The sequence below is a fragment of the Streptomyces sp. ISL-99 genome, assembly GCF_018614005.1.
GTDB lineage: Bacteria > Actinomycetota > Actinomycetes > Streptomycetales > Streptomycetaceae > Streptomyces > Streptomyces flavidovirens.
In genome coordinates this window covers 14,255-31,992 of record NZ_JAGGPC010000036.1, presented here as the reverse complement: position 1 = coordinate 31,992, position 17,738 = coordinate 14,255, and the positions used below count along the sequence as shown (strand labels likewise).

Here is a 17,738-nt window from a genome sequence, read left to right as displayed (position 1 = left end):
CGGACCAGTTCATACTGGCTCCCGTACGGCCCAGCCTGTTTCCCTGGAGCGAGCACATGACCAGCACAGCGCAAGAGGCACCGGCGCCGACCGTGGACACCTCCCAGGTCGAGCTCTCCATCGGCGGCATGACCTGCGCCTCCTGCGCCGCCCGCATCGAGAAGAAGCTCAACCGGATGGACGGCGTCTACGCCACCGTCAACTACGCCACGGCGAAGGCCAAGGTCAGTTACGTCGACGGGGTGGCCGTCGCGGACCTCATCGCCACCGTCGAGAAGACCGGCTACACCGCCGAGCGCCCCGCACCGCCCGCCGCCGCCCCGCCGACGCAGGACACGGCGGCCGAGCGCCGGCACGGCGACGACCCCCAGCTCGTCTCGCTGCGGCAGCGCCTCCTGGTCTCGCTCGCCCTTTCCCTCCCCGTCGTCGTGCTCGCGATGGTCCCCTTCCTCCAGTTCGACAACTGGCAATGGCTTTCGCTGACCCTCGCCGCGCCGGTCGTCGTCTGGGGCGGGCTGCCGTTCCACCGGGCCACCTGGACCAACATCCGGCACGGCGCCGCCACCATGGACACCCTCGTCTCGGTCGGCACGCTCGCCGCCTTCGGCTGGTCGCTGTGGGCCCTGTTCTTCGGGCACGCGGGCATGCCCGGCATGCGCCACGGCTTCGAGCTGACCGCGACGCAGCGCACCGACGGCGCCTCGACGATCTACCTCGAAGTCGCCGCCGGAGTCGTCACGTTCATCCTCCTCGGCCGCTACCTGGAGGCGAAGGCCAAGCGGAAGGCCGGCTCCGCGCTGCGGGCGCTGATGGAACTCGGCTCAAAGGACGTGACGGTACTCAGAGGCGGTACGGAGGTACGCATCCCCGTGGACGCCCTCACCGTCGGGGACCACTTCGTCGTACGCCCCGGCGAGAAGATCGCCACGGACGGCACGGTCATCGAGGGCACCTCCGCGGTCGACGCGTCCATGCTGACCGGCGAGTCCCTGCCCGTGGACGTGACCGCCGGGGACACCGTCACGGGCGCCACCGTGAACGCCTCGGGCCGGATCGTCGTCGAGGCCACCAGCGTCGGCGCCGACACCCAGCTCGCCCGGATGGCCCGCCTCGTCGAGGACGCGCAGAACGGCAAGGCGCAGGTGCAGCGCCTGGCCGACCGCGTCTCCGCGGTCTTCGTACCGGTCGTGCTGCTGATCGCCCTGGGCACGCTCGTCACCTGGCTGCTGGTCACGGACGACCCGACAGCCTCCTTCACCGCCGCCGTGGCGGTGCTGATCATCGCCTGCCCGTGCGCGCTCGGCCTGGCCACGCCCACCGCGCTCATGGTCGGCACCGGGCGCGGCGCCCAGCTCGGCATCCTGATCAAGGGGCCCGAGGTGCTGGAGTCGACCCGGCGTGTGGACACCGTCGTACTGGACAAGACGGGGACGGTCACGACCGGCCGGATGGAGCTTCAGGACGTCGTCACGGCGCCCGGCACCGACCAGTCACTGCTGCTGCGCCTGGCCGGCGCGCTGGAGCACGCCTCCGAGCACCCGGTCGCGCAGGCCGTGGCGGCAGGCGCCGCCCAGCGGACGGGACCGCTCCCCGAGGTGGAGAAATTCGAGAACGTCCCCGGTCTCGGCGTGCGCGGCCTGGTCGACGGGCACGAGGTGCTCGTCGGGCGTGCGGCGCTGCTCGCCGAAGCGGGCGTGGAGCTGCCGCCCGAGCTGGCCGACGCCAAGGAGGCGGCGGAGGCCCGTGGGCGTACGGCGATGGCGGTGGCCTGGGACGGGTCGGCGCGCGGTGTCCTGGCCGTGGCGGACGCGGTGAAGGAGACCAGCGCGGAGGCGGTGGCGCGCCTGCGGGAGCTCGGCCTCACCCCGGTCCTGCTGACCGGCGACAACCGGGCGGTCGCCGAGTCGGTGGCACGTGCGGTCGGGATCGACCCGGGCGATGTGTACGCCGAGGTGCTGCCGCAGGACAAGGCCGACGTCGTGAGGCGGTTGCAGGCCGAGGGGCGCAGCGTGGCGATGGTCGGTGACGGCGTGAACGACGCGGCGGCCCTGGCCACCGCCGATCTCGGGCTCGCGATGGGCACGGGTACGGACGCCGCGATCGAGGCGGGCGATCTGACGCTCGTACGTGGAGATCTGAGGGTGGCGGCGGATGCGATCCTGCTGTCGCGCCGGACGCTGGGCACCATCAAGGGCAACCTCTGCTGGGCCTTCGGCTACAACGTCGCGGCCCTGCCGCTGGCGGCCGCCGGGCTGCTCAACCCCATGATCGCCGGATTTGCGATGGCGTTTTCCTCGGTGTTCGTAGTGACAAACAGCCTGCGGCTGCGTACCTTCACAGGACACACACAAAGTGAGGCACGTCACTGAGATTTGTGGGTAACCATTCGGCCCGCTCGCGAGTCTAAGTGGGCGATGCCAAGAACGTCTTGGGGGACGTTCGCGGAACTGTCTTGGGGGACGTTCCGGGCAAGCGTTGGCCGGGACACGTGCACCGGGGAGCTATGAGCGGCCCTCCCGTACGTACGCGTCCCGGCAGACCGCGTGTGGAGCTTGCGCACCCAACAGACGCCCGGCCGGATCCCGTGGGGGGAATCCGATCCGGGAAAAGGGAAGCGCCCCGCATCGTCGACCCGTGGGGGGATCGGCGGCGGGGCGCTTTCTGCACTGCGCCTGTGCGAGGGCTGAGAGGGTCAGCGGCTCTCGACCGGAACGAAGTCGCGCAGGACCTCGCCCGTGTAGATCTGGCGCGGGCGGCCGATGCGAGAACCCGGCTCCTTGATCATCTCGTGCCACTGGGCGATCCAGCCCGGCAGACGGCCCAGCGCGAAGAGCACCGTGAACATCTCGGTCGGGAAGCCCATGGCCCGGTAGATCAGACCGGTGTAGAAGTCGACGTTCGGGTAGAGCTTGCGCTCCACGAAGTAGTCGTCGGCCAGCGCGTGCTCTTCGAGCTTGAGCGCGATGTCGAGCAGCTCGTCGTCCTTGCCCAGGGCGGAGAGAACGTCGTGCGCCGCAGCCTTGATGATCTTCGCCCGCGGGTCGAAGTTCTTGTAGACGCGGTGCCCGAAGCCCATGAGCTTCACGCCGTCTTCCTTGTTCTTCACCTTGCGGATGAAGTTGTCGACGTCGCCGCCGTCGGCCTGGATGCCCTCCAGCATCTCCAGGACGGACTGGTTGGCGCCACCGTGCAGCGGGCCCCACAGGGCGCTGATGCCGGCGGAGATCGAGGCGAACATGTTCGCCTGCGAGGAGCCGACCAGACGCACGGTGGACGTGGAGCAGTTCTGCTCGTGGTCCGCGTGCAGGATCAGCAGCTTCTCCAGCGCCGCGACCACGACCGGGTCCGGCACGTACTCCTGCGCGGGGACCGAGAAGGTCATGCGCAGGAAGTTCTCGACGTACCCGAGGTCGTTGCTCGGGTAGACGAAGGGGTGGCCGATCGACTTCTTGTACGCGTACGCCGCGATGGTCGGAAGCTTGGCGAGGAGGCGGATCGTCGAAAGGTGACGCTGCTTCTCGTCGAACGGGTTGTGGCTGTCCTGGTAGAACGTCGACAGCGCGCTGACCACCGACGACAGCATGGCCATCGGGTGCGCGTCACGCGGGAAGCCGTCGAAGAACCGCTTCACGTCCTCGTGCAGCAGCGTGTGCTGGGTGATCTCGTTCCGGAAGGCGGCGAGCTCGTCGACCTTGGGAAGTTCACCGTTGATCAGCAGGTACGCCACCTCGACGAAGGTGGAGCGCTCGGCCAGCTGCTCGATGGGATATCCGCGGTAGCGCAGAATGCCCTGCTCACCGTCGAGGTAGGTGATCGCGGATTTGTAGGCGGCCGTGTTGCCGTATCCGCTGTCGAGAGTCACCAGCCCGGTATGAGCCCGGAGCTTCCCGATGTCGAAGCCCTTGTCACCGACGGTGCTGTCGATCACCGGGTAGGTGTACTCGCCATCGCCGTACCGCAGTACTACAGAGTTGTCGCTCACGTCATCCCTCACCGACGTAGTGCCTCTTCTTCGAGGTGCCCTGACTGTCTCTACCATCCCCCATTTGGCTCAGCAGAGTGCACTCGGGGTCGGCCATTAGGCCCATTCGCGGCACTCAGTGCCGCCAACCTGCTCATCCTGCCCCCTTACCCCCGGTTCTGGAAGTCGAGCGAGACGTTTGCCATGAACAGTCCCTCTATGGGGCGGTTTGCGCCACGGAAGGGCTCCTCACGATCCGCCCGGCGAGCCGGTGATCCAGCGCCGTACACCGCCTGCCTGCCGAAACGGTACGAACGGCCTGGCCGATCGCCTTGCGGGAGCCGACGAGCACGACCAGCTTCTTGGCCCGGGTGACCGCCGTGTAGAGCAGATTGCGCTGCAGCATCATCCAGGCCCCGGTGGTGACCGGGATCACCACCGCCGGATATTCGCTTCCCTGCGAGCGGTGGATCGTCACGGCGTACGCGTGCGCCAGCTCGTCCAGCTCGTCGAAGTCGTACAAAACCTCCTCGTCCTCGTCGGTCAGCACCGTCAGGCGCTGGTCGTCCGGGCTGAGCGAGGTCACTACGCCCACGGTGCCGTTGAAAACCCCGTTCTGTCCCTTCTCGTAATTGTTGCGAATCTGGGTCACCTTGTCTCCGACGCGGAACACCCGGCCGCCCAATCTTTTCTCCGGGAGGTCCGGCCTGGCGGGCGTGATCGCCTGCTGGAGCAGCCCGTTGAGCGCGCCCGCGCCGGCCGGGCCGCGGTGCATGGGGGCCAGCACCTGGATGTCGCGCCTCGGGTCGAGACCGAACTTCGCGGGGATGCGGCGGGCGGCCACGTCGACCGTGACCCGCCCGGCGTCCTCGGTCTCCTCCTCGGCGAAGAGGAAGAAGTCCGGGAGGCCCTGAGTGAGGGGGTGGACCCCGGAGTTGATGCGGTGCGCGTTCGTCACGACGCCCGACTGCTGGGCCTGGCGGAAGATCCGGGTCAGGCGGACGGAGGGAACCGGGCCGCCGTCGGCGAGGAGGTCGCGCAGCACCTCCCCCGCGCCCACCGAGGGCAACTGGTCGACGTCCCCGACAAGGAGCAGGTGCGCGCCCGGCGCCACGGCCTTCACCAGCTTGTTGGCGAGCAGCAGGTCGAGCATGGACGCCTCGTCGACGACGACCAGGTCGGCGTCCAGGGGGCGGTCCCTGTCGTACGCCGCGTCGCCGCCCGGCTTCAGCTCCAGGAGGCGGTGCACGGTGGACGCCTCGGTCCCGGTGAGCTCGGCCAGGCGCTTGGCCGCCCGGCCGGTCGGGGCCGCCAGTACCACCTTGGCCTTCTTGGCGCGGGCCAGCTCCACGATGGAGCGGACGGTGAACGACTTGCCGCAGCCGGGTCCGCCGGTCAGCACGGCGACCTTCTCGGTCAGCGCCAGCTTGACGGCCGCCTGCTGCTCGGGCGCCAGCTCCGCCCCCGTACGGCCCGCGAGCCAGGCCAGCGCCTTGTCCCAGGCCACGTCCCGGAACGCCGGCATCCGGTCCTCCGGGGCGCGCAGAAGGCGCTGGGTCTGCGCGGCCAGGGACACCTCTGCCCGGTGAAAGGGGACGAGGTAGACGGCGGTGACGGGGTAGCCCTCGCCGCCTTCCGCGGGCGGCACCTTCTCCCGTACGACGCCCTCGTCCGCGGCCAGTTCGGCCAGGCAGTCGATGACCAGGCCGGTGTCCACCTGGAGCAGCTTCACGGCGTCGCTGATCAGCTGCTCCTCCGGGAGGTAGCAGTGGCCCTGGTCCGTGGACTGCGACAGCGCGTACTGGAGGCCTGCCTTGACGCGCTCCGGGCTGTCGTGCGGGATGCCGACGGACTGAGCGATCTTGTCGGCGGTGAGGAAGCCGATGCCCCAGACGTCGGCGGCCAGACGGTAGGGCTCGTTCTTCACTATGGAGATGGAGGCGTCGCCGTACTTCTTGTAGATGCGCACCGCGATGGAGGTCGAGACGCCCACCCCCTGGAGGAAGATCATGACCTCCTTGATGGCCTTCTGCTCCTCCCAGGCCGCCGCGATCATCTTCGTCCGCTTCGGGCCGAGCCCCGGCACCTCGATCAGCCGCTTCGGCTCGGACTCGATCACGTCCAGGGTGTCGACACCGAAGTGCGTGGTGATCCGGTCCGCCATGACCGGCCCGATGCCCTTGATCAGCCCGGAGCCGAGATAGCGGCGGATGCCCTGGATCGTGGCGGGGAGCACGGTGGTGTAGTTCTCGACGGTGAACTGCCTGCCGTACTGCGCGTGGGAGCCCCAGCGTCCCTCCATGCGCAGCGACTCGCCGGGCTGCGCGCCGAGCAGTGACCCCACGACGGTGAGGAGATCGCCGCCACGGCCCGTGTCGACGCGGGCGACCGTGTAGCCGTTCTCCTCGTTGGCGTAGGTGATCCGCTCCAGGACGCCTTCGAGTATTGCGAGAGCCGCCGGAACCGCTGCTGCTGGACTGGACATGACCCGACGGTACCGCCGGGGTCCGACAGGGCGGGAAGCCTGTGGACGACTCGGTTGTCACTCCCGGTACGCAGAGGGCGGGCGGCGCTCAGAGCGCCACCAGGTCGACCACATTGATCACGATATGGCGGTTCGAAACGACGTACGTCACAAATCCGCCGGTGAACGCCGCCGACCAGCTGTTGTCTCTGTTGCTCGTAGCGGGCGGACCAAATGGGTTGAGTGCGAGACGCTTTTCAAGCTCTGCGAGTGAAGTGCGCTGAGGCGCGGAGAGCGCCGCTTTTCGCCGAGCAGCCCGGTCCGCGTAACGGATCGCGTAGGCGCTCACCCCTCGCCCCTCGCATTCACCGGATGATTGTCCGCGTCGTACGCGTTGCCTTCCTCGTCGCGGAAAACCATCCCCTCGGTGTCGCCCTCCGCCATGCGCTTGATGGTGTGCTCTACATCGTCCAGGTAGCCGGGAGTCGCGCAGGCACAGGCAAAGGGGAACCACTTGTCGAGTACACCGTCCAGGGCCGCGTGATCGAAATCGGCCGCCGCACTCAGCCATTCCTGCTCGAACGCCTGAAGCCAGTCCGGGCGTCGCTGCAGCGCCACCCGGACGGCCTCCGGGGTTCTCTCGCAGGCCTCCGGGTCCACTTCGAGGACCATGATCAGCTCCTTCGGTGGTGGGTACGGACGAGAGCGCCCATGCTAAAGCCGACCGGAACCACCCGCCCCGTGAACCGCATGGGCCGCCCCTGAAGGAGTGCTTCACTCCCGTTGGGAGTCGCCCTCCCCTCAATCACCTAGCTGTCGCCGTGCCCTCGCTCAGCCTCGGGGCCTCCATCCTCGTCGGGCATCAACTGACTCAGCAGCCCTCCCCTGCTTTCCGCGACGCGCTTGACGTCACGCAGCGACTCGGTCAGCCTGCTGGCGAGGTAGTGCAGCTGCCTGCCGGTCGCCCTGCGGTCGGCGAGCAGATCGGCCGCGTGACGGAGCAGATCGCCCGCCATGCCGAGCTGCACGCTCTCGGTGTTGTCCGCAACGCGGGACACATACCCGGTGCCGTCGCCGAGGACGTAGCACGGTTTACCCTCCGGGCCGGCCCACGGCAGCAGTCGCACCGTCCGGTGCTCACTCTTCACGCGGCGACCTCCACCCCATGAATCAGCCGAGGCCCGACGTCCACCCCGTGCACCGCGAGCCACAGCGCCCGCCGCCTCGCCCGCTGTTGTGCGCCGCCCTCCCCGTGCAGGGGGAACAGAAACCGCGACAGCGGCTCGAAGATACGGGCGATACAGTCCTTCATGTCGACCTGCTTTCTTCAGGTTGGCCATGCCCCCGGGCCGTTCACATCGGCCGCGGGGGACTGGTCTGCGCATTGACGCGCGATCGCTGCTTTCTGTAGCGACCCCCTCACACAGTGGCGTCACCCCTGGCTACGCTGCCAGTAGTCGGAGCTTGACAGCGCGCCCGTCAGGTCGGGGAGTTGGCCGCATGGAGAAAAGCCGCAAGTCGCGTACGCCACGTGAGAAGTACGGAGAGGAACTGAGACTCCGCCGGACAGCGGCGGGCCTTACCCAGGAGGCCCTGGGCGATCAGGTGGTGTGCTCACCGACACTGATCAGCCACTTCGAGGCAGGAAGGCGGCTCCCGAACCCTGATGACGCGCAGCGGATCGACCGGGCGCTGGGGACGGAGGGTTCTTCGCGCGCTGGTTGCAGGATCTGGAGACGAAGTACGCCGATCACTTCGCGGCCGTTGCCGAATTGGAGCAACAGGCTAAGTTGATCCAGCAATTCGCGCTCTCCCTGGTCCCTGGCCTGCTTCAGACGGACAGCTACGCGCGTGCGCTGTTCCGCGCTTACCGGCCGAATCACACGCGGGAAGAACTTGACAGAGACGTTGTCATCCGAACAGAGCGCTCCCGGATTCTCGACGGCCCGTTGAACCCGGTCGTATGGACCTTGCTGGACGAAGCCGTGCTCAGGCGCCGGGTCGGCGGACCCCACGTCATGACTGAACAGCTACGCAAGATCGCGGACATGGCCGAGACCGGCCGGCTGCGGCTGCATGTGCTGCCGTTCGGGGTCGGGGCGCACGCACTCCAGCAGAGTCTGCTCACCATCATGAGCTTTGAGGACTCCGCTCCGGCGGCCTACGTCGAAGGGCTGCTCACCGGGCACCTGATGGACGATCCGGCCCTGGTGAGCGCCAGTCAGACGGCCTACGCTCTTGCACTGAGCGATGCGATGTCGCAGCAGGAGTCACTGGCCCTCGTCAGGGCGGCAGTAGAGGAACACAAACATGGTCAACAGTGAGCACACCGTCTCCGACTCGTCCGTCCTCGCCGGGTGGTACAAGTCCAGCTACAGCGGCGGCGACCAAGGTGAATGTCTTGAGGTCGCGCGTGGCTACGCCGACGTGCCCGTACGGGACAGCAAAGCCGTGAACGGCCCGGCGCTCGTCTTCTCGGCTGACGGCTGGTCGTCGTTCGTCACCGCAGTCAGGGACGGCCGCATCGGCGCCTGACACGTCCGCTCGTCACGGCCCGGCCTGCGGGTCCTGGGCCGTCACGAGAAAGCTCAGACCCGAACCGAGCAGGCTAATCACGTGCGTGTTGGTGGCGAGACCACCAGACTCACGGGCATGAATACGAAGATCACCCGTATCAACACGCAGATCGAGGAACTGCAGAGCCGGCTGCGGGAGGCCGAGACTCATCTTGAACATCTCGCGCGAGGCGCTGGTCTCGGTGCTCGACCCGGATGTGGTGGTGCGGTCCGACGGTGGCGCGCTGGGGAGCCTGGTACGCCACGGCGCGCGGACGGTGGCCGGGCAGGCCATCGCCTTCGCCCGCTTCGCGCAGTACGCACACCCCGCGCTGGTCAACGGGACAGTGGGAGTCGTCGCGACCTCGGAGGGCCGGGCGCTCTCGGTCATGTCGTTCCGATTGCGCACGGGAAGGTCACCGCGATCGACACCCTCAACGACCCGGAACGCCTCCGCCGCCTGGACCTGTCCTTCCTGGACAGCTGACGGCCGGCCCACAGTTCGGTGCCGCGCGGACCGCGTCGGCAGCAAATATCCAACCGCCCTACCAGTCTCACCAGCCCCATCGAACACGGATACACTCATTCCTCAACCAGCCGCCCTGCACCAGGTAGTTGGGTCAATACGGGGGTATTTTTGGTGAGAAGTTCACGGAACTCCGGAACGCAGCCACGCGCCACCACCCTCACCCGCAAGGCGGGGTGGGCATGGCATCGGATTTCGCACGCCTGATGAAGCAGGATTTCAGCGACCTGAAGGCAGCAGCAGCCGCCTGGCGGAAGCTCGCCACCTGCGCGGACGAGGCCGTCGACCGGCACCGCACCAAAGTGACAGGGCCGCTCCACGCCACCTGGAAGGGTGACGACGCCGACAGCGCCCTGCGGTTTCTCGAGAATGTGGAGGCGCGGCTGGGAATCGTCCAGACGGAAGGCATGGCGATAGCCGTCGTACTGGACGATGTGCGCTTCGAGATGGAGAGCGCACAGAACAAGCTCCGCAACGCCGTGAAGCGGGCCGAGGAAAACCACTACAAGGTCGACGACGACGGCTGGGTCAGTGACCCCACCACCTCTTCGCTCCCCCGCAACGACCCGGACAGCCAGCAGGTCATCAACGGCCGCAGCGGCCCGCTCGGCGAGTACCGGTCGTGGATCGACGAGGCGCTGAAAGAGGCCCGCAAGGGGAGCGCCGACGGGCACCGGGCGCTGACCCTGCTCAACGGGGACGTCATGGACGGCCAGGGGCCGAACGGCACCATGGAGTCCACAAAGGACGTGAAGGAGGCCATGAAGGCCATCGGCGTCGAGGGGCCGCAGATCCCCGAGAACGACCCGAAGGCCGCCGCCACGTGGTGGGACGCCCTCAGCCCGGAGGAGCAGCGCGAGTACACCACGCTCTATCCGCGGGAGATCGGCGCCACCGACGGCCTGCCCACCACCGTACGCAACGACGCCAACCGCACGGCGCTCACGCAGGAGAACGCCTACCTCCACTTCGCGGGCCACCCCAGCGACCTCTACCCCGACGACAACCCGCAGGAGTTGCGCAAGCGCATGCACAACATGGAGGTCCTGCAGAACCGGCTCGACGAGGGTGACGCGGCTCCCAAGGGCAAGGAGTTGTACCTCCTCGGCTACGACACCAAGGGCGACGGGCGGGCCATCATCGCGATGGGCAACCCCGACACCGCCGACCACACCGCGGTCCTTGTACCGGGCACCAACACCGAGATGGACAGCGTACCGGGGCAGCTCAACCGCATAGAAGCACTCCAGGATGCCGGCACGAAACACAGCCGGGATGAATCAGTGGCGACCGTGAGCTGGCTGGGCTACGACGCCCCCGAAGCCTCAGCCACCGACTTCAACAGCGTCGGTGGAACGGGCCGCGCCGAGGATGCCGCCCCCGATCTGCGGCAGTTCATCGAGGGCACCCGGGCCTCCCACGAAGGGCCGCCGAGTCACACCACCGTCGTCGGCCACAGTTACGGATCGACGGTCGTCGGCGCCGCCGCGGCGGGCGGCGACGGTCTCGGCGCGGACGAGATCGTCGTGGCGGGAAGCCCCGGCATGACCGTCGACAGGGCGTCCGACCTACAGATGAACCCGGACCACGTATGGGTCGGGGGATCGAGGAACGACGGCATCATCGACGGCGCCTCCGACCTGACACTGGGCGAGAACCCGATGGAGGAACCGTTCGGCGGCCACAACTTCGAAGTCAGCAACGAGGGCGACCACAGTGCTTACTGGGACGAGGGCAGCGTCTCACTGGACAACCAAGGGAAGATCATCGCCGGTGTGCCGCCGACGGAGACCCCCAAGGAGGACAACGATGTTCCGCTCCTCCCCTGGTAGAGCGACTCCGCTCCGGGCCGCGATCACCGCGGTCGCCGTACTCATCACAGGAGGCTGCATGCCCGCCGACGACGACAGCAAGGACATCAACGCACCGCTGCCCCGGATGACCAGGCAAGCCGCGCTGAAGTGGGCGCAGGACTACACCGCTTACATGGGCGGGATCGCGGGTGTCGACATCGACCGCTCCACCGAGGTCCCGCGCTTCCGCAACTGCGTGGGCAAGAACGACGAAGTGGCCGAGGACGGACGGTTCACCCTCACCTACTACGTCTTCGCCGAGGTGCCGCACACCCAGCACACCGCCGCAGTCCGGGCGTTGAAGAGCCGGCTGGAGAAGGAGGGTTACGAGATGGCCGGGTACCGCGAATACCAGGACGCCTACTACAGCGCCTCGCTCTCCGCGCGCCACAAGGAGCACGGGTACACCGTCATGGCCGACACGAACAAACCGAAGAAGACCTCGCCCGACTCCATGTCCTTCTCCGCCAACGTCCCTTGCATGCTCCCGCCGGACGCCGAGCAGCAGCAGTTCTGAAAGGGGTTGACCCATGTCGTCAGAGCCCAAGGTCGACCCCGCCGAGCTGCGCGCCTCCGCGCACGCGGAGGACGGGACGGCCCAGGACATGAAGGGGCCTTCGGGCACCGCCGTACGCGAATCTGCCACAGCGGCGGCGTCGCTGGCGGGCTGGCAGGTCAGCGCAGCCCTGCAGACCATCGCGGACAGCTGGAAGCCGGCCCTGGCCGGGCTGGACCAGCGGATGCGTACGGGAGCCACGAATCTGCGCTCGTCCGCGAACGGCCATGAGTGGAACGACCGTGCCACGGCGAAGGACTTCGAAGGCATGGACACCGTCGGCACCATGTCCGCGCCCGCCTCGGGCGGCGTCGCACCGCCCACGGCCCGGCTCCCCGATGGCCAGTGGAATCCCAGCGACACCTCCCCCACCCATGAGTTCGGGCCGCCGCCCGCTGGCGACTTCGACGTCACCGCGCGCGACCCGCGCGGCGACGGGGGATCCGCGATGCCGACGTACAACCCGGGTACGGCCGGCTAAGAACTCCTACTGAGGTTTTCGGGTTGTCGTCGGGTAGTGACGGTTCATGATCTCTGCGGTATGCCGGTGGTATGCGTTATCCGGAGGGTGGGTGCCTGACCGCTGAGCGTCGGGCATTTCGGGAGAAGATCCGGCTCCAGGCAGGCGAGCGGTTCGCGGCGGGTGAGAAGACCGCTGCAGTCGCGGAGGATCTGCGGGTGAGTGTGCGGTCGGTGGAACGCTGGCGCCGGGCCTGGCGCGAGGACGGTCTTGAGGGTCTGCGCTCTGCCGGGCCGGCGAACTCCCCGACCGTCACCAACGCCCGGCTATCACCACATCACCGTGGTCGAGGCCGGCCGGACGGCGTACTTGGCGGGACAGTGCCCACTCGACCCCGATGGATCCCTCGTCGGTTCGGGTTCCCCGGACGCGCAGATCGATCAGGTCGCGGCAAACGCACTGGCCGCGGTTGGAGCCCAACCGCAGCATGTCGTTCGCTCGGTGATCTACGTGTGCAGCGACGACACCGACGTCCTGGGCGCCGCGTGGCGCCGTCTCACCGGCTCGGTCATCGGTCCGGCGTTCACCACTGCCAGCACGCTCCTGAGCGTCACACAACTCGGCTTTTGCGGACAGCTCGTTGAAGTGGATCTCACCGCGCCACTGCCCGAGTGAGCGGAAAACCAAGGAGGCCCGGTCCGTCGACCGGGCCTCTCAGATTCCCCTCCCGCACAGGCCTCCCTGAATCCCCCCGGATCCCTCCCCAGAGGCCCTGATGCAAAGTAGGACCCGCGAAGGGGCAGGACGGTTGCACGGAGATCTGGATTTATTTGGCAAGGACACAAGATGGCTCCGGATGATCAGAGATTGATCACAGCCGCAGCGTTTCGGTCATGAACGGAGTACGTGCGTGACGTAGCGGTCCGCCACTTCGGCCAGCACTTCCGCGCCGTCGCGGGACCAGAGAGTCTCGTTGAAGATCTCCACCTCGATCGGCCCCGCGTAGCCGGTCGCGTCCACCAGCTCCCGGAAACGGCGGAAGTCGACCGCGCCGTCTCCCAGTTGCCCCCGCCCCAGCAGTACACCGGCGGGCAGCGGAGTGATCCAGTCCGCCAGCTGGAAGGCGGCGATGCGGTCGCCCGCGCGGGCGATGCCGTCCGCGATCCGGTCGTCCCACCACAGGTGGTACGTGTCGACGACCACGCCCACCCGGCCGGAGGGGAAGCGCTCGGCGAGGTCGAGCGCCTGGCCCAGGGTCGACACCACGCAGCGGTCCGAGGCGAACATCGGGTGCAGCGGTTCGATGGCCAGGCGTACGCCCCGCTCGGCGGCGTACGGCGCCAGCTCCGCCAGCGCGTCCGCGATGCGTTCGCGCGCCGCGTGCAGGTCACGGCTGCCCGCCGGGAGCCCGCCGGACACCAGGACCAGGGTGGCCGTCCCGAGGGTGGCGGCCTCGTCGATGGCCCGGCGGTTGTCGGCCAGGGCGGCGGTGCGGTCGGCGCGTCCGACCGCCGTGAGGAACCCGCCCCGGCACAGGCTGGTGACGGCCAGCCCCGCGTCCCGCATCAGCCGGGCGGCACGCTCGACGCCGTACTCCTGGACCGGGGCGCGCCACAGACCCACGCCAGGGACGCCCGCCTTCGCGCACCCCTCGGCCAGCTCGGGCAGCGACCACTGCTTGATGGTCTCCTGGTTGAGGGAGAGTCGGGAGAGGTCGCTCGGTGTTACGGCGCTCACTGGTCCACTCCGTGCAGGGTCAGGAAGGTCTTCATACGTGCTTCGGCAAGAAGCGGGTCCGGGAACAGGCCCAGGCCGTCGGCCAGTTCGTACGCCCGCGACAGGTGGGGCAGCGAGCGCGCCGAGTGGAGGCCGCCGACCATCGTGAAGTGCGACTGGTGGCCCGCGAGCCAGGCGAGGAGGACAACACCCGTCTTGTAGAAGCGGGTGGGGGGCTCGAAGAGGTGGCGGGACAGCTCGACCGTGGGGTCGAGGAGTGCGCGGAACGTCTTCGCGTCGCCTGTGTCGAGGGTACGGACCGCCTCCGCCGCCAGGGGACCCAGCGGGTCGAAGATGCCCAGCAGCGCGTGGCTGAAGCCGTGGTCGTCGCCCGCGATCAGCTCGGGGTAGTTGAAGTCGTCGCCCGTGTAGCACCGCACGCCCTTCGGCAGGCGGCGGCGCAGGTCGATCTCGCGCTGGGCGTCCAGGAGGGAGATCTTGATGCCGTCGACCTTGTCGGGGTGCGCGGTGATGACCTCCAGGAAGGTCTCCGTGGCGGCATCCAGGTCCGTACTGCCCCAGTAGCCGTCGAGCGCCGGGGCGAACATCGGGCCCAGCCAGTGCAGGATCACCGGCTCGCCCGCCTGGCGCAGGAGGTGACCGTACGTCGCCAGGTAGTCCTCGGGGCCGCGGGCGGCGGCTGCAAGCGCCCGTGACGCCATGAGGATGGCGCGGGCGCCGGTCGATTCGACCAGGGCGAGCTGTTCCTCGTACGCGGCGGTGACCTCCGGGAGCGTGTGGGTGGCTCCCGGCGCGAGCTGGTCGGTGCCCACGCCGCAAGCGATCTGCCCGCCCACCGACACCGCCTCCGCGGCCGAGCGGCGGATCAGCTCGGCCGCCCCCGGCCAGTCGAGGCCCATGCCGCGCTGCGCCGTGTCCATCGCCTCCGCCACCCCCAGGCCGTGCGACCACAGGTGCCGGCGGAAGGCGAGCGTGGCGTCCCAGTCGACCGCGGCGGGCGAGTCCGGCGATACGTCGGCGTACGGGTCGGCCACCACATGCGCCGCCGAGTAGACCGCGCGGGAGGTGAGGGGGGCGCCGTGCGGTGCGAGGGCGAGGGGTTCGGAGCGGGGCTCGTACGTACCGTGCGGCAGCCTGATCGTCACAGCGACAGCTCCGGTACGTCGTAACGGCGGCCCTCGGCCGACGACTTGAGGCCCAGCTCCGCGAGCTGGACGCCGCGCGCCCCGGCCAGCAGGTCCCACGTGTACGGCTCGTCGAGCGCCACGTGGCGCAGGAACAGCTCCCACTGCGCCTTGAAGCCGTTGTCGTACGTGTCGTTGTCGGGCACTTCCTGCCACTGGTCGCGGAAGGAGTGAGTGACCGGGAGGTCGGGGTTCCACACCGGCTTGGGGGTCGCACTGCGGTGCTGCATACGGCAGTTGCGCAGGCCGGCGACTGCGGAGCCGTGCGTTCCGTCGACCTGGAACTCCACGAGCTCGTCGCGGTTCACACGTACCGTCCAGGAGGAGTTGATCTGCGCCACCGCGCCGCCCTCCAGCTGGAAGATGCCGTACGCCGCGTCGTCGGCGGTGGCGGCGTACGGCTTGCCCTGCTCGTCCCAGCGCTGCGGAATGTGCGTCGTGACGTGCGACTGGACGGTCGTGACGCGGCCGAACAGCTCGTGCAGCACGTACTCCCAGTGCGGGAACATGTCGACGACGATGCCGCCGCCGTCCTCCGCGCGGTAGTTCCAGGAGGGGCGCTGGGCGTCCTGCCAGTCGCCCTCGAAGACCCAGTAGCCGAACTCTCCCCGGACGGACAGGATCTCGCCGAAGAAGCCGCCGTCGATCAGGCGCTTCAGCTTGAGCAGGCCCGGAAGGAAGATCTTGTCCTGTACGACGCCGTGCTTGATGCCGGCGTCACGGGCGAGGCGGGCCAGGGCGAGGGCGGCGTCGAGGCCGGTGGCCGACGGCTTCTCCGTATAGATGTGCTTGCCCGCGGCGATGGCCTTTCTGAGGGCCTCCTCGCGGGCGGACGTGACCTGCGCGTCGAAGTAGACGTCGATCGTCTCGTCGGCGAGGACGGCGTCAAGGTCTGTGGACCAGTGGGTGAGGTGGTGGTGCTCGGCGATCTCCTGGAGCGCGTGTTCGCGGCGGCCCACCAGGACGGGCTCCGGCCACAGGACCGTGCCGTCGCCCAGGTCCAGGCCGCCCTGCTCGCGGATGGCGAGGATCGAGCGGACGAGGTGCTGCCGGTATCCCATCCGGCCGGTGACGCCGTTCATGGCGATGCGCACTGTCTTGCGTGTCACGTAAGTTTCCTCCGTACGGCCATAGCAAGCGCTTTCTATGCGCTATGAAGCTAGCCTGCGTACCGCGGCTCGTACAAGACCCCATCCGGAGGACGACCAGATGACAGTGACGTTGGCGGACGTGGCAGCCCGCGCCCAGGTGTCGCCGGCCACCGTCTCCCGTGTGCTCAACGGCAACTACCCGGTCGCCGCTGCGACCAGGGAGCGGGTGCTGCGCGCCGTCGACGACCTCGACTACGTACTGAACGGGCCGGCGAGTGCGCTTGCCGCGGCGACGTCGGATCTCGTGGGGATCCTGGTGAACGACATCGCCGACCCCTTCTTCGGGATCATGGCCGGGGCGGCCCAGTCGCAGATCGGCGGGCCGGAGGGGGCGGGCGCGGGGCGGGCGGGCGGCGAGAAGCTCGCGATCGTCTGCAACACGGGGGGATCGCCGGAGCGGGAACTCACCTACTTGACGCTGCTGCAACGGCAGCGCGCCGCCGCGGTGATTCTGACCGGGGGCGCGCTCGAGGACCCCGGCCACTCGACGGCGGTCGCGGCGAAGCTCGCGAAGCTGGCGGACGGGGGCGCGCGGGTGGTGCTGTGCGGACGGCCGCCGTTGGCTGTGCCGGGGGGTGGGGGTTCGGTTGCGGCGGCGCTGGCCTTCGACAACCGGGGCGGGGCGCGGCGGCTGACCGAGCATCTGCTGGCGCTGGGGCATCGGCGGATCGGGTACGTCGCCGGGCCGGTGGAGCGTACGACCACCCGGCATCGGCTGGAGGGGCATCGGGACGCGATGGACGCGGCGGGGCTGGGCGGAACGGTCGACCACCTGACGGTGCACGGGCCGTACGACCGGCAGTCCGGGTACGACGCGACGCTGGAGCTTCTGCGGCGGGAGCCGGAGCTGACGGCGGTGGTCGCCGCGAACGACACGGTGGCGCTGGGCGCGTGTGCGGCGTTGCGGGAGCGGGGGCGGAGCATCCCGGACGACGTGTCGGTGGCGGGCTTCGACGACCTGCCGTTCTCGGCGGACGCGATGCCGGCGCTGACGACCGTACGGCTGCCGCTGTACGAGGCGGGGGCGCGGGCGGGGCGGCTCGCGATGGGGCGGGAGGCGGCGCCGCCGGGGGGTATCGCTTCGGTGCCGGCGGAGTTGATGGTGCGGGGGTCTACGGGGGCTCCGCGGGGGTGACGCCGGTGGGTCTCGGGCGGGGGCGGGCCGCTCCGGGGGCGGCGTTCGGGACTGCATGATTCAGCCGCGGACCGGCGTTCCTTGTACGACGCCCACTCCCTGCGCACACATCACGCTCTACGTCCCGAACACCACCCCCTGCGCGTCCCGCCCCCT

General features: G+C 69.0%; 17 protein-coding genes and 2 pseudogenes. 9 read left to right on the top strand and 10 right to left on the bottom strand.

Annotated features, from left to right (window positions below; translation table 11 throughout):
• Nucleotides 1-56: 56 nt before the first annotated feature.
• A complete protein-coding gene (locus tag J7E91_RS22460) occupies nucleotides 57-2,369 on the top strand; it encodes a cation-translocating P-type ATPase (RefSeq protein ID WP_214907641.1) in 2,313 nt (770 codons plus the stop codon).
• A gap of 323 nt (nucleotides 2,370-2,692) precedes the next feature.
• Here the strand turns inward: J7E91_RS22460 and J7E91_RS22455 are convergent, their stop codons facing one another.
• The 6 genes from J7E91_RS22455 to J7E91_RS22430 form a co-directional block, all read right to left on the bottom strand.
• Entirely contained in the window at nucleotides 2,693-4,039 is a 1,347-nt protein-coding gene (locus J7E91_RS22455; RefSeq protein ID WP_214907639.1) for a citrate synthase, read from the bottom strand.
• Nucleotides 4,040-4,178: 139 nt separating this feature from the next.
• Nucleotides 4,179-6,446, bottom strand: a complete 2,268-nt coding sequence (locus J7E91_RS22450) for an ATP-dependent RecD-like DNA helicase (RefSeq protein WP_214907632.1) — start codon at nucleotides 6,444-6,446, stop codon at nucleotides 4,179-4,181.
• Between the two features lie 88 nt (nucleotides 6,447-6,534).
• Nucleotides 6,535-6,774 (bottom strand): hypothetical protein, encoded by a 240-nt coding sequence (locus J7E91_RS22445; RefSeq protein ID WP_214907630.1) that lies wholly within the window; start codon nucleotides 6,772-6,774, stop codon nucleotides 6,535-6,537.
• Entirely contained in the window at nucleotides 6,771-7,097 is a 327-nt protein-coding gene (locus tag J7E91_RS22440) for a DUF6247 family protein (protein ID WP_251016094.1), read from the bottom strand. Before J7E91_RS22440 ends, J7E91_RS22445 begins: the two co-directional genes overlap by 4 nt.
• A 137-nt stretch (nucleotides 7,098-7,234) precedes the next feature.
• Nucleotides 7,235-7,573 (bottom strand): hypothetical protein, encoded by a 339-nt coding sequence (locus J7E91_RS22435; RefSeq protein ID WP_214907628.1) that lies wholly within the window; start codon nucleotides 7,571-7,573, stop codon nucleotides 7,235-7,237.
• Nucleotides 7,570-7,737 (bottom strand): hypothetical protein, encoded by a 168-nt coding sequence (locus J7E91_RS22430; protein WP_214907735.1) that lies wholly within the window; start codon nucleotides 7,735-7,737, stop codon nucleotides 7,570-7,572. The genes J7E91_RS22435 and J7E91_RS22430 overlap by 4 nt, the downstream gene beginning before the upstream one ends.
• A gap of 188 nt (nucleotides 7,738-7,925) precedes the next feature.
• Between J7E91_RS22430 and J7E91_RS22425 the strand changes: the two are divergent.
• Nucleotides 7,926-8,749: pseudogene (locus tag J7E91_RS22425) on the top strand (Scr1 family TA system antitoxin-like transcriptional regulator).
• On the top strand, nucleotides 8,736-8,960 hold the full coding sequence (locus J7E91_RS22420; protein WP_214907626.1) for a DUF397 domain-containing protein: 225 nt from the start codon (nucleotides 8,736-8,738) through the stop codon (nucleotides 8,958-8,960). The pseudogene J7E91_RS22425 and the gene J7E91_RS22420 overlap by 14 nt, the downstream one beginning before the upstream one ends.
• 12 nt (nucleotides 8,961-8,972) lie before the next feature.
• On the opposite strand, the gene J7E91_RS22415 is transcribed toward J7E91_RS22420, so the two are convergent.
• Nucleotides 8,973-9,389 carry a hypothetical protein gene (locus tag J7E91_RS22415; RefSeq protein WP_214907624.1) on the bottom strand — a complete coding sequence of 139 codons (417 nt, stop codon included), beginning with the start codon at nucleotides 9,387-9,389 and terminating at the stop codon, nucleotides 8,973-8,975.
• Between the two features lie 299 nt (nucleotides 9,390-9,688).
• Here J7E91_RS22415 and J7E91_RS22410 point away from each other — a divergent pair, with 299 nt between their 5' ends.
• The 5 genes and pseudogenes from J7E91_RS22410 to J7E91_RS22390 all read left to right on the top strand — a co-directional run bounded on the left by J7E91_RS22410 (nucleotide 9,689) and on the right by J7E91_RS22390 (nucleotide 13,050).
• Complete coding sequence (locus tag J7E91_RS22410) at nucleotides 9,689-11,338, top strand: alpha/beta hydrolase (RefSeq protein ID WP_214907622.1); 1,650 nt, start codon at nucleotides 9,689-9,691, stop codon at nucleotides 11,336-11,338.
• Nucleotides 11,339-11,396: 58 nt separating this feature from the next.
• Nucleotides 11,397-11,876: a hypothetical protein gene (locus J7E91_RS22405; protein ID WP_214907620.1), complete on the top strand. Its 480-nt coding sequence runs from the start codon at nucleotides 11,397-11,399 to the stop codon at nucleotides 11,874-11,876.
• Between the two features lie 13 nt (nucleotides 11,877-11,889).
• The gene (locus J7E91_RS22400) at nucleotides 11,890-12,396 is read left to right on the top strand and encodes a type VII secretion target (protein WP_214907618.1); all 507 of its coding nucleotides are present in this window, start codon (nucleotides 11,890-11,892) and stop codon (nucleotides 12,394-12,396) included.
• Nucleotides 12,397-12,467: 71 nt separating this feature from the next.
• Nucleotides 12,468-12,665: pseudogene (locus J7E91_RS22395) on the top strand (helix-turn-helix domain-containing protein); the annotation flags it as partial.
• On the top strand, nucleotides 12,661-13,050 hold the full coding sequence (locus J7E91_RS22390; RefSeq protein WP_214907719.1) for a RidA family protein: 390 nt from the start codon (nucleotides 12,661-12,663) through the stop codon (nucleotides 13,048-13,050). The pseudogene J7E91_RS22395 and the gene J7E91_RS22390, both read left to right, overlap by 5 nt.
• 216 nt (nucleotides 13,051-13,266) lie before the next feature.
• Here J7E91_RS22390 and J7E91_RS22385 read toward each other — a convergent pair whose 3' ends face one another.
• From J7E91_RS22385 to J7E91_RS22375, 3 genes are read right to left on the bottom strand one after another with little or no spacing between them, the layout of a single operon-like run.
• On the bottom strand, nucleotides 13,267-14,112 hold the full coding sequence (locus tag J7E91_RS22385; RefSeq protein WP_214907616.1) for a sugar phosphate isomerase/epimerase: 846 nt from the start codon (nucleotides 14,110-14,112) through the stop codon (nucleotides 13,267-13,269).
• Nucleotides 14,109-15,257, bottom strand: a complete 1,149-nt coding sequence (locus tag J7E91_RS22380; protein ID WP_214907614.1) for a dihydrodipicolinate synthase family protein — start codon at nucleotides 15,255-15,257, stop codon at nucleotides 14,109-14,111. The genes J7E91_RS22385 and J7E91_RS22380 overlap by 4 nt, the downstream gene beginning before the upstream one ends.
• Nucleotides 15,254-16,405 (bottom strand): Gfo/Idh/MocA family protein, encoded by a 1,152-nt coding sequence (locus J7E91_RS22375; protein ID WP_214907612.1) that lies wholly within the window; start codon nucleotides 16,403-16,405, stop codon nucleotides 15,254-15,256. Before J7E91_RS22375 ends, J7E91_RS22380 begins: the two co-directional genes overlap by 4 nt.
• 100 nt (nucleotides 16,406-16,505) lie before the next feature.
• Between J7E91_RS22375 and J7E91_RS22370 the strand changes: the two genes are divergently transcribed.
• Nucleotides 16,506-17,582 carry a LacI family DNA-binding transcriptional regulator gene (locus J7E91_RS22370; protein WP_214907610.1) on the top strand — a complete coding sequence of 359 codons (1,077 nt, stop codon included), beginning with the start codon at nucleotides 16,506-16,508 and terminating at the stop codon, nucleotides 17,580-17,582.
• Nucleotides 17,583-17,738: the final 156 nt, after the last annotated feature.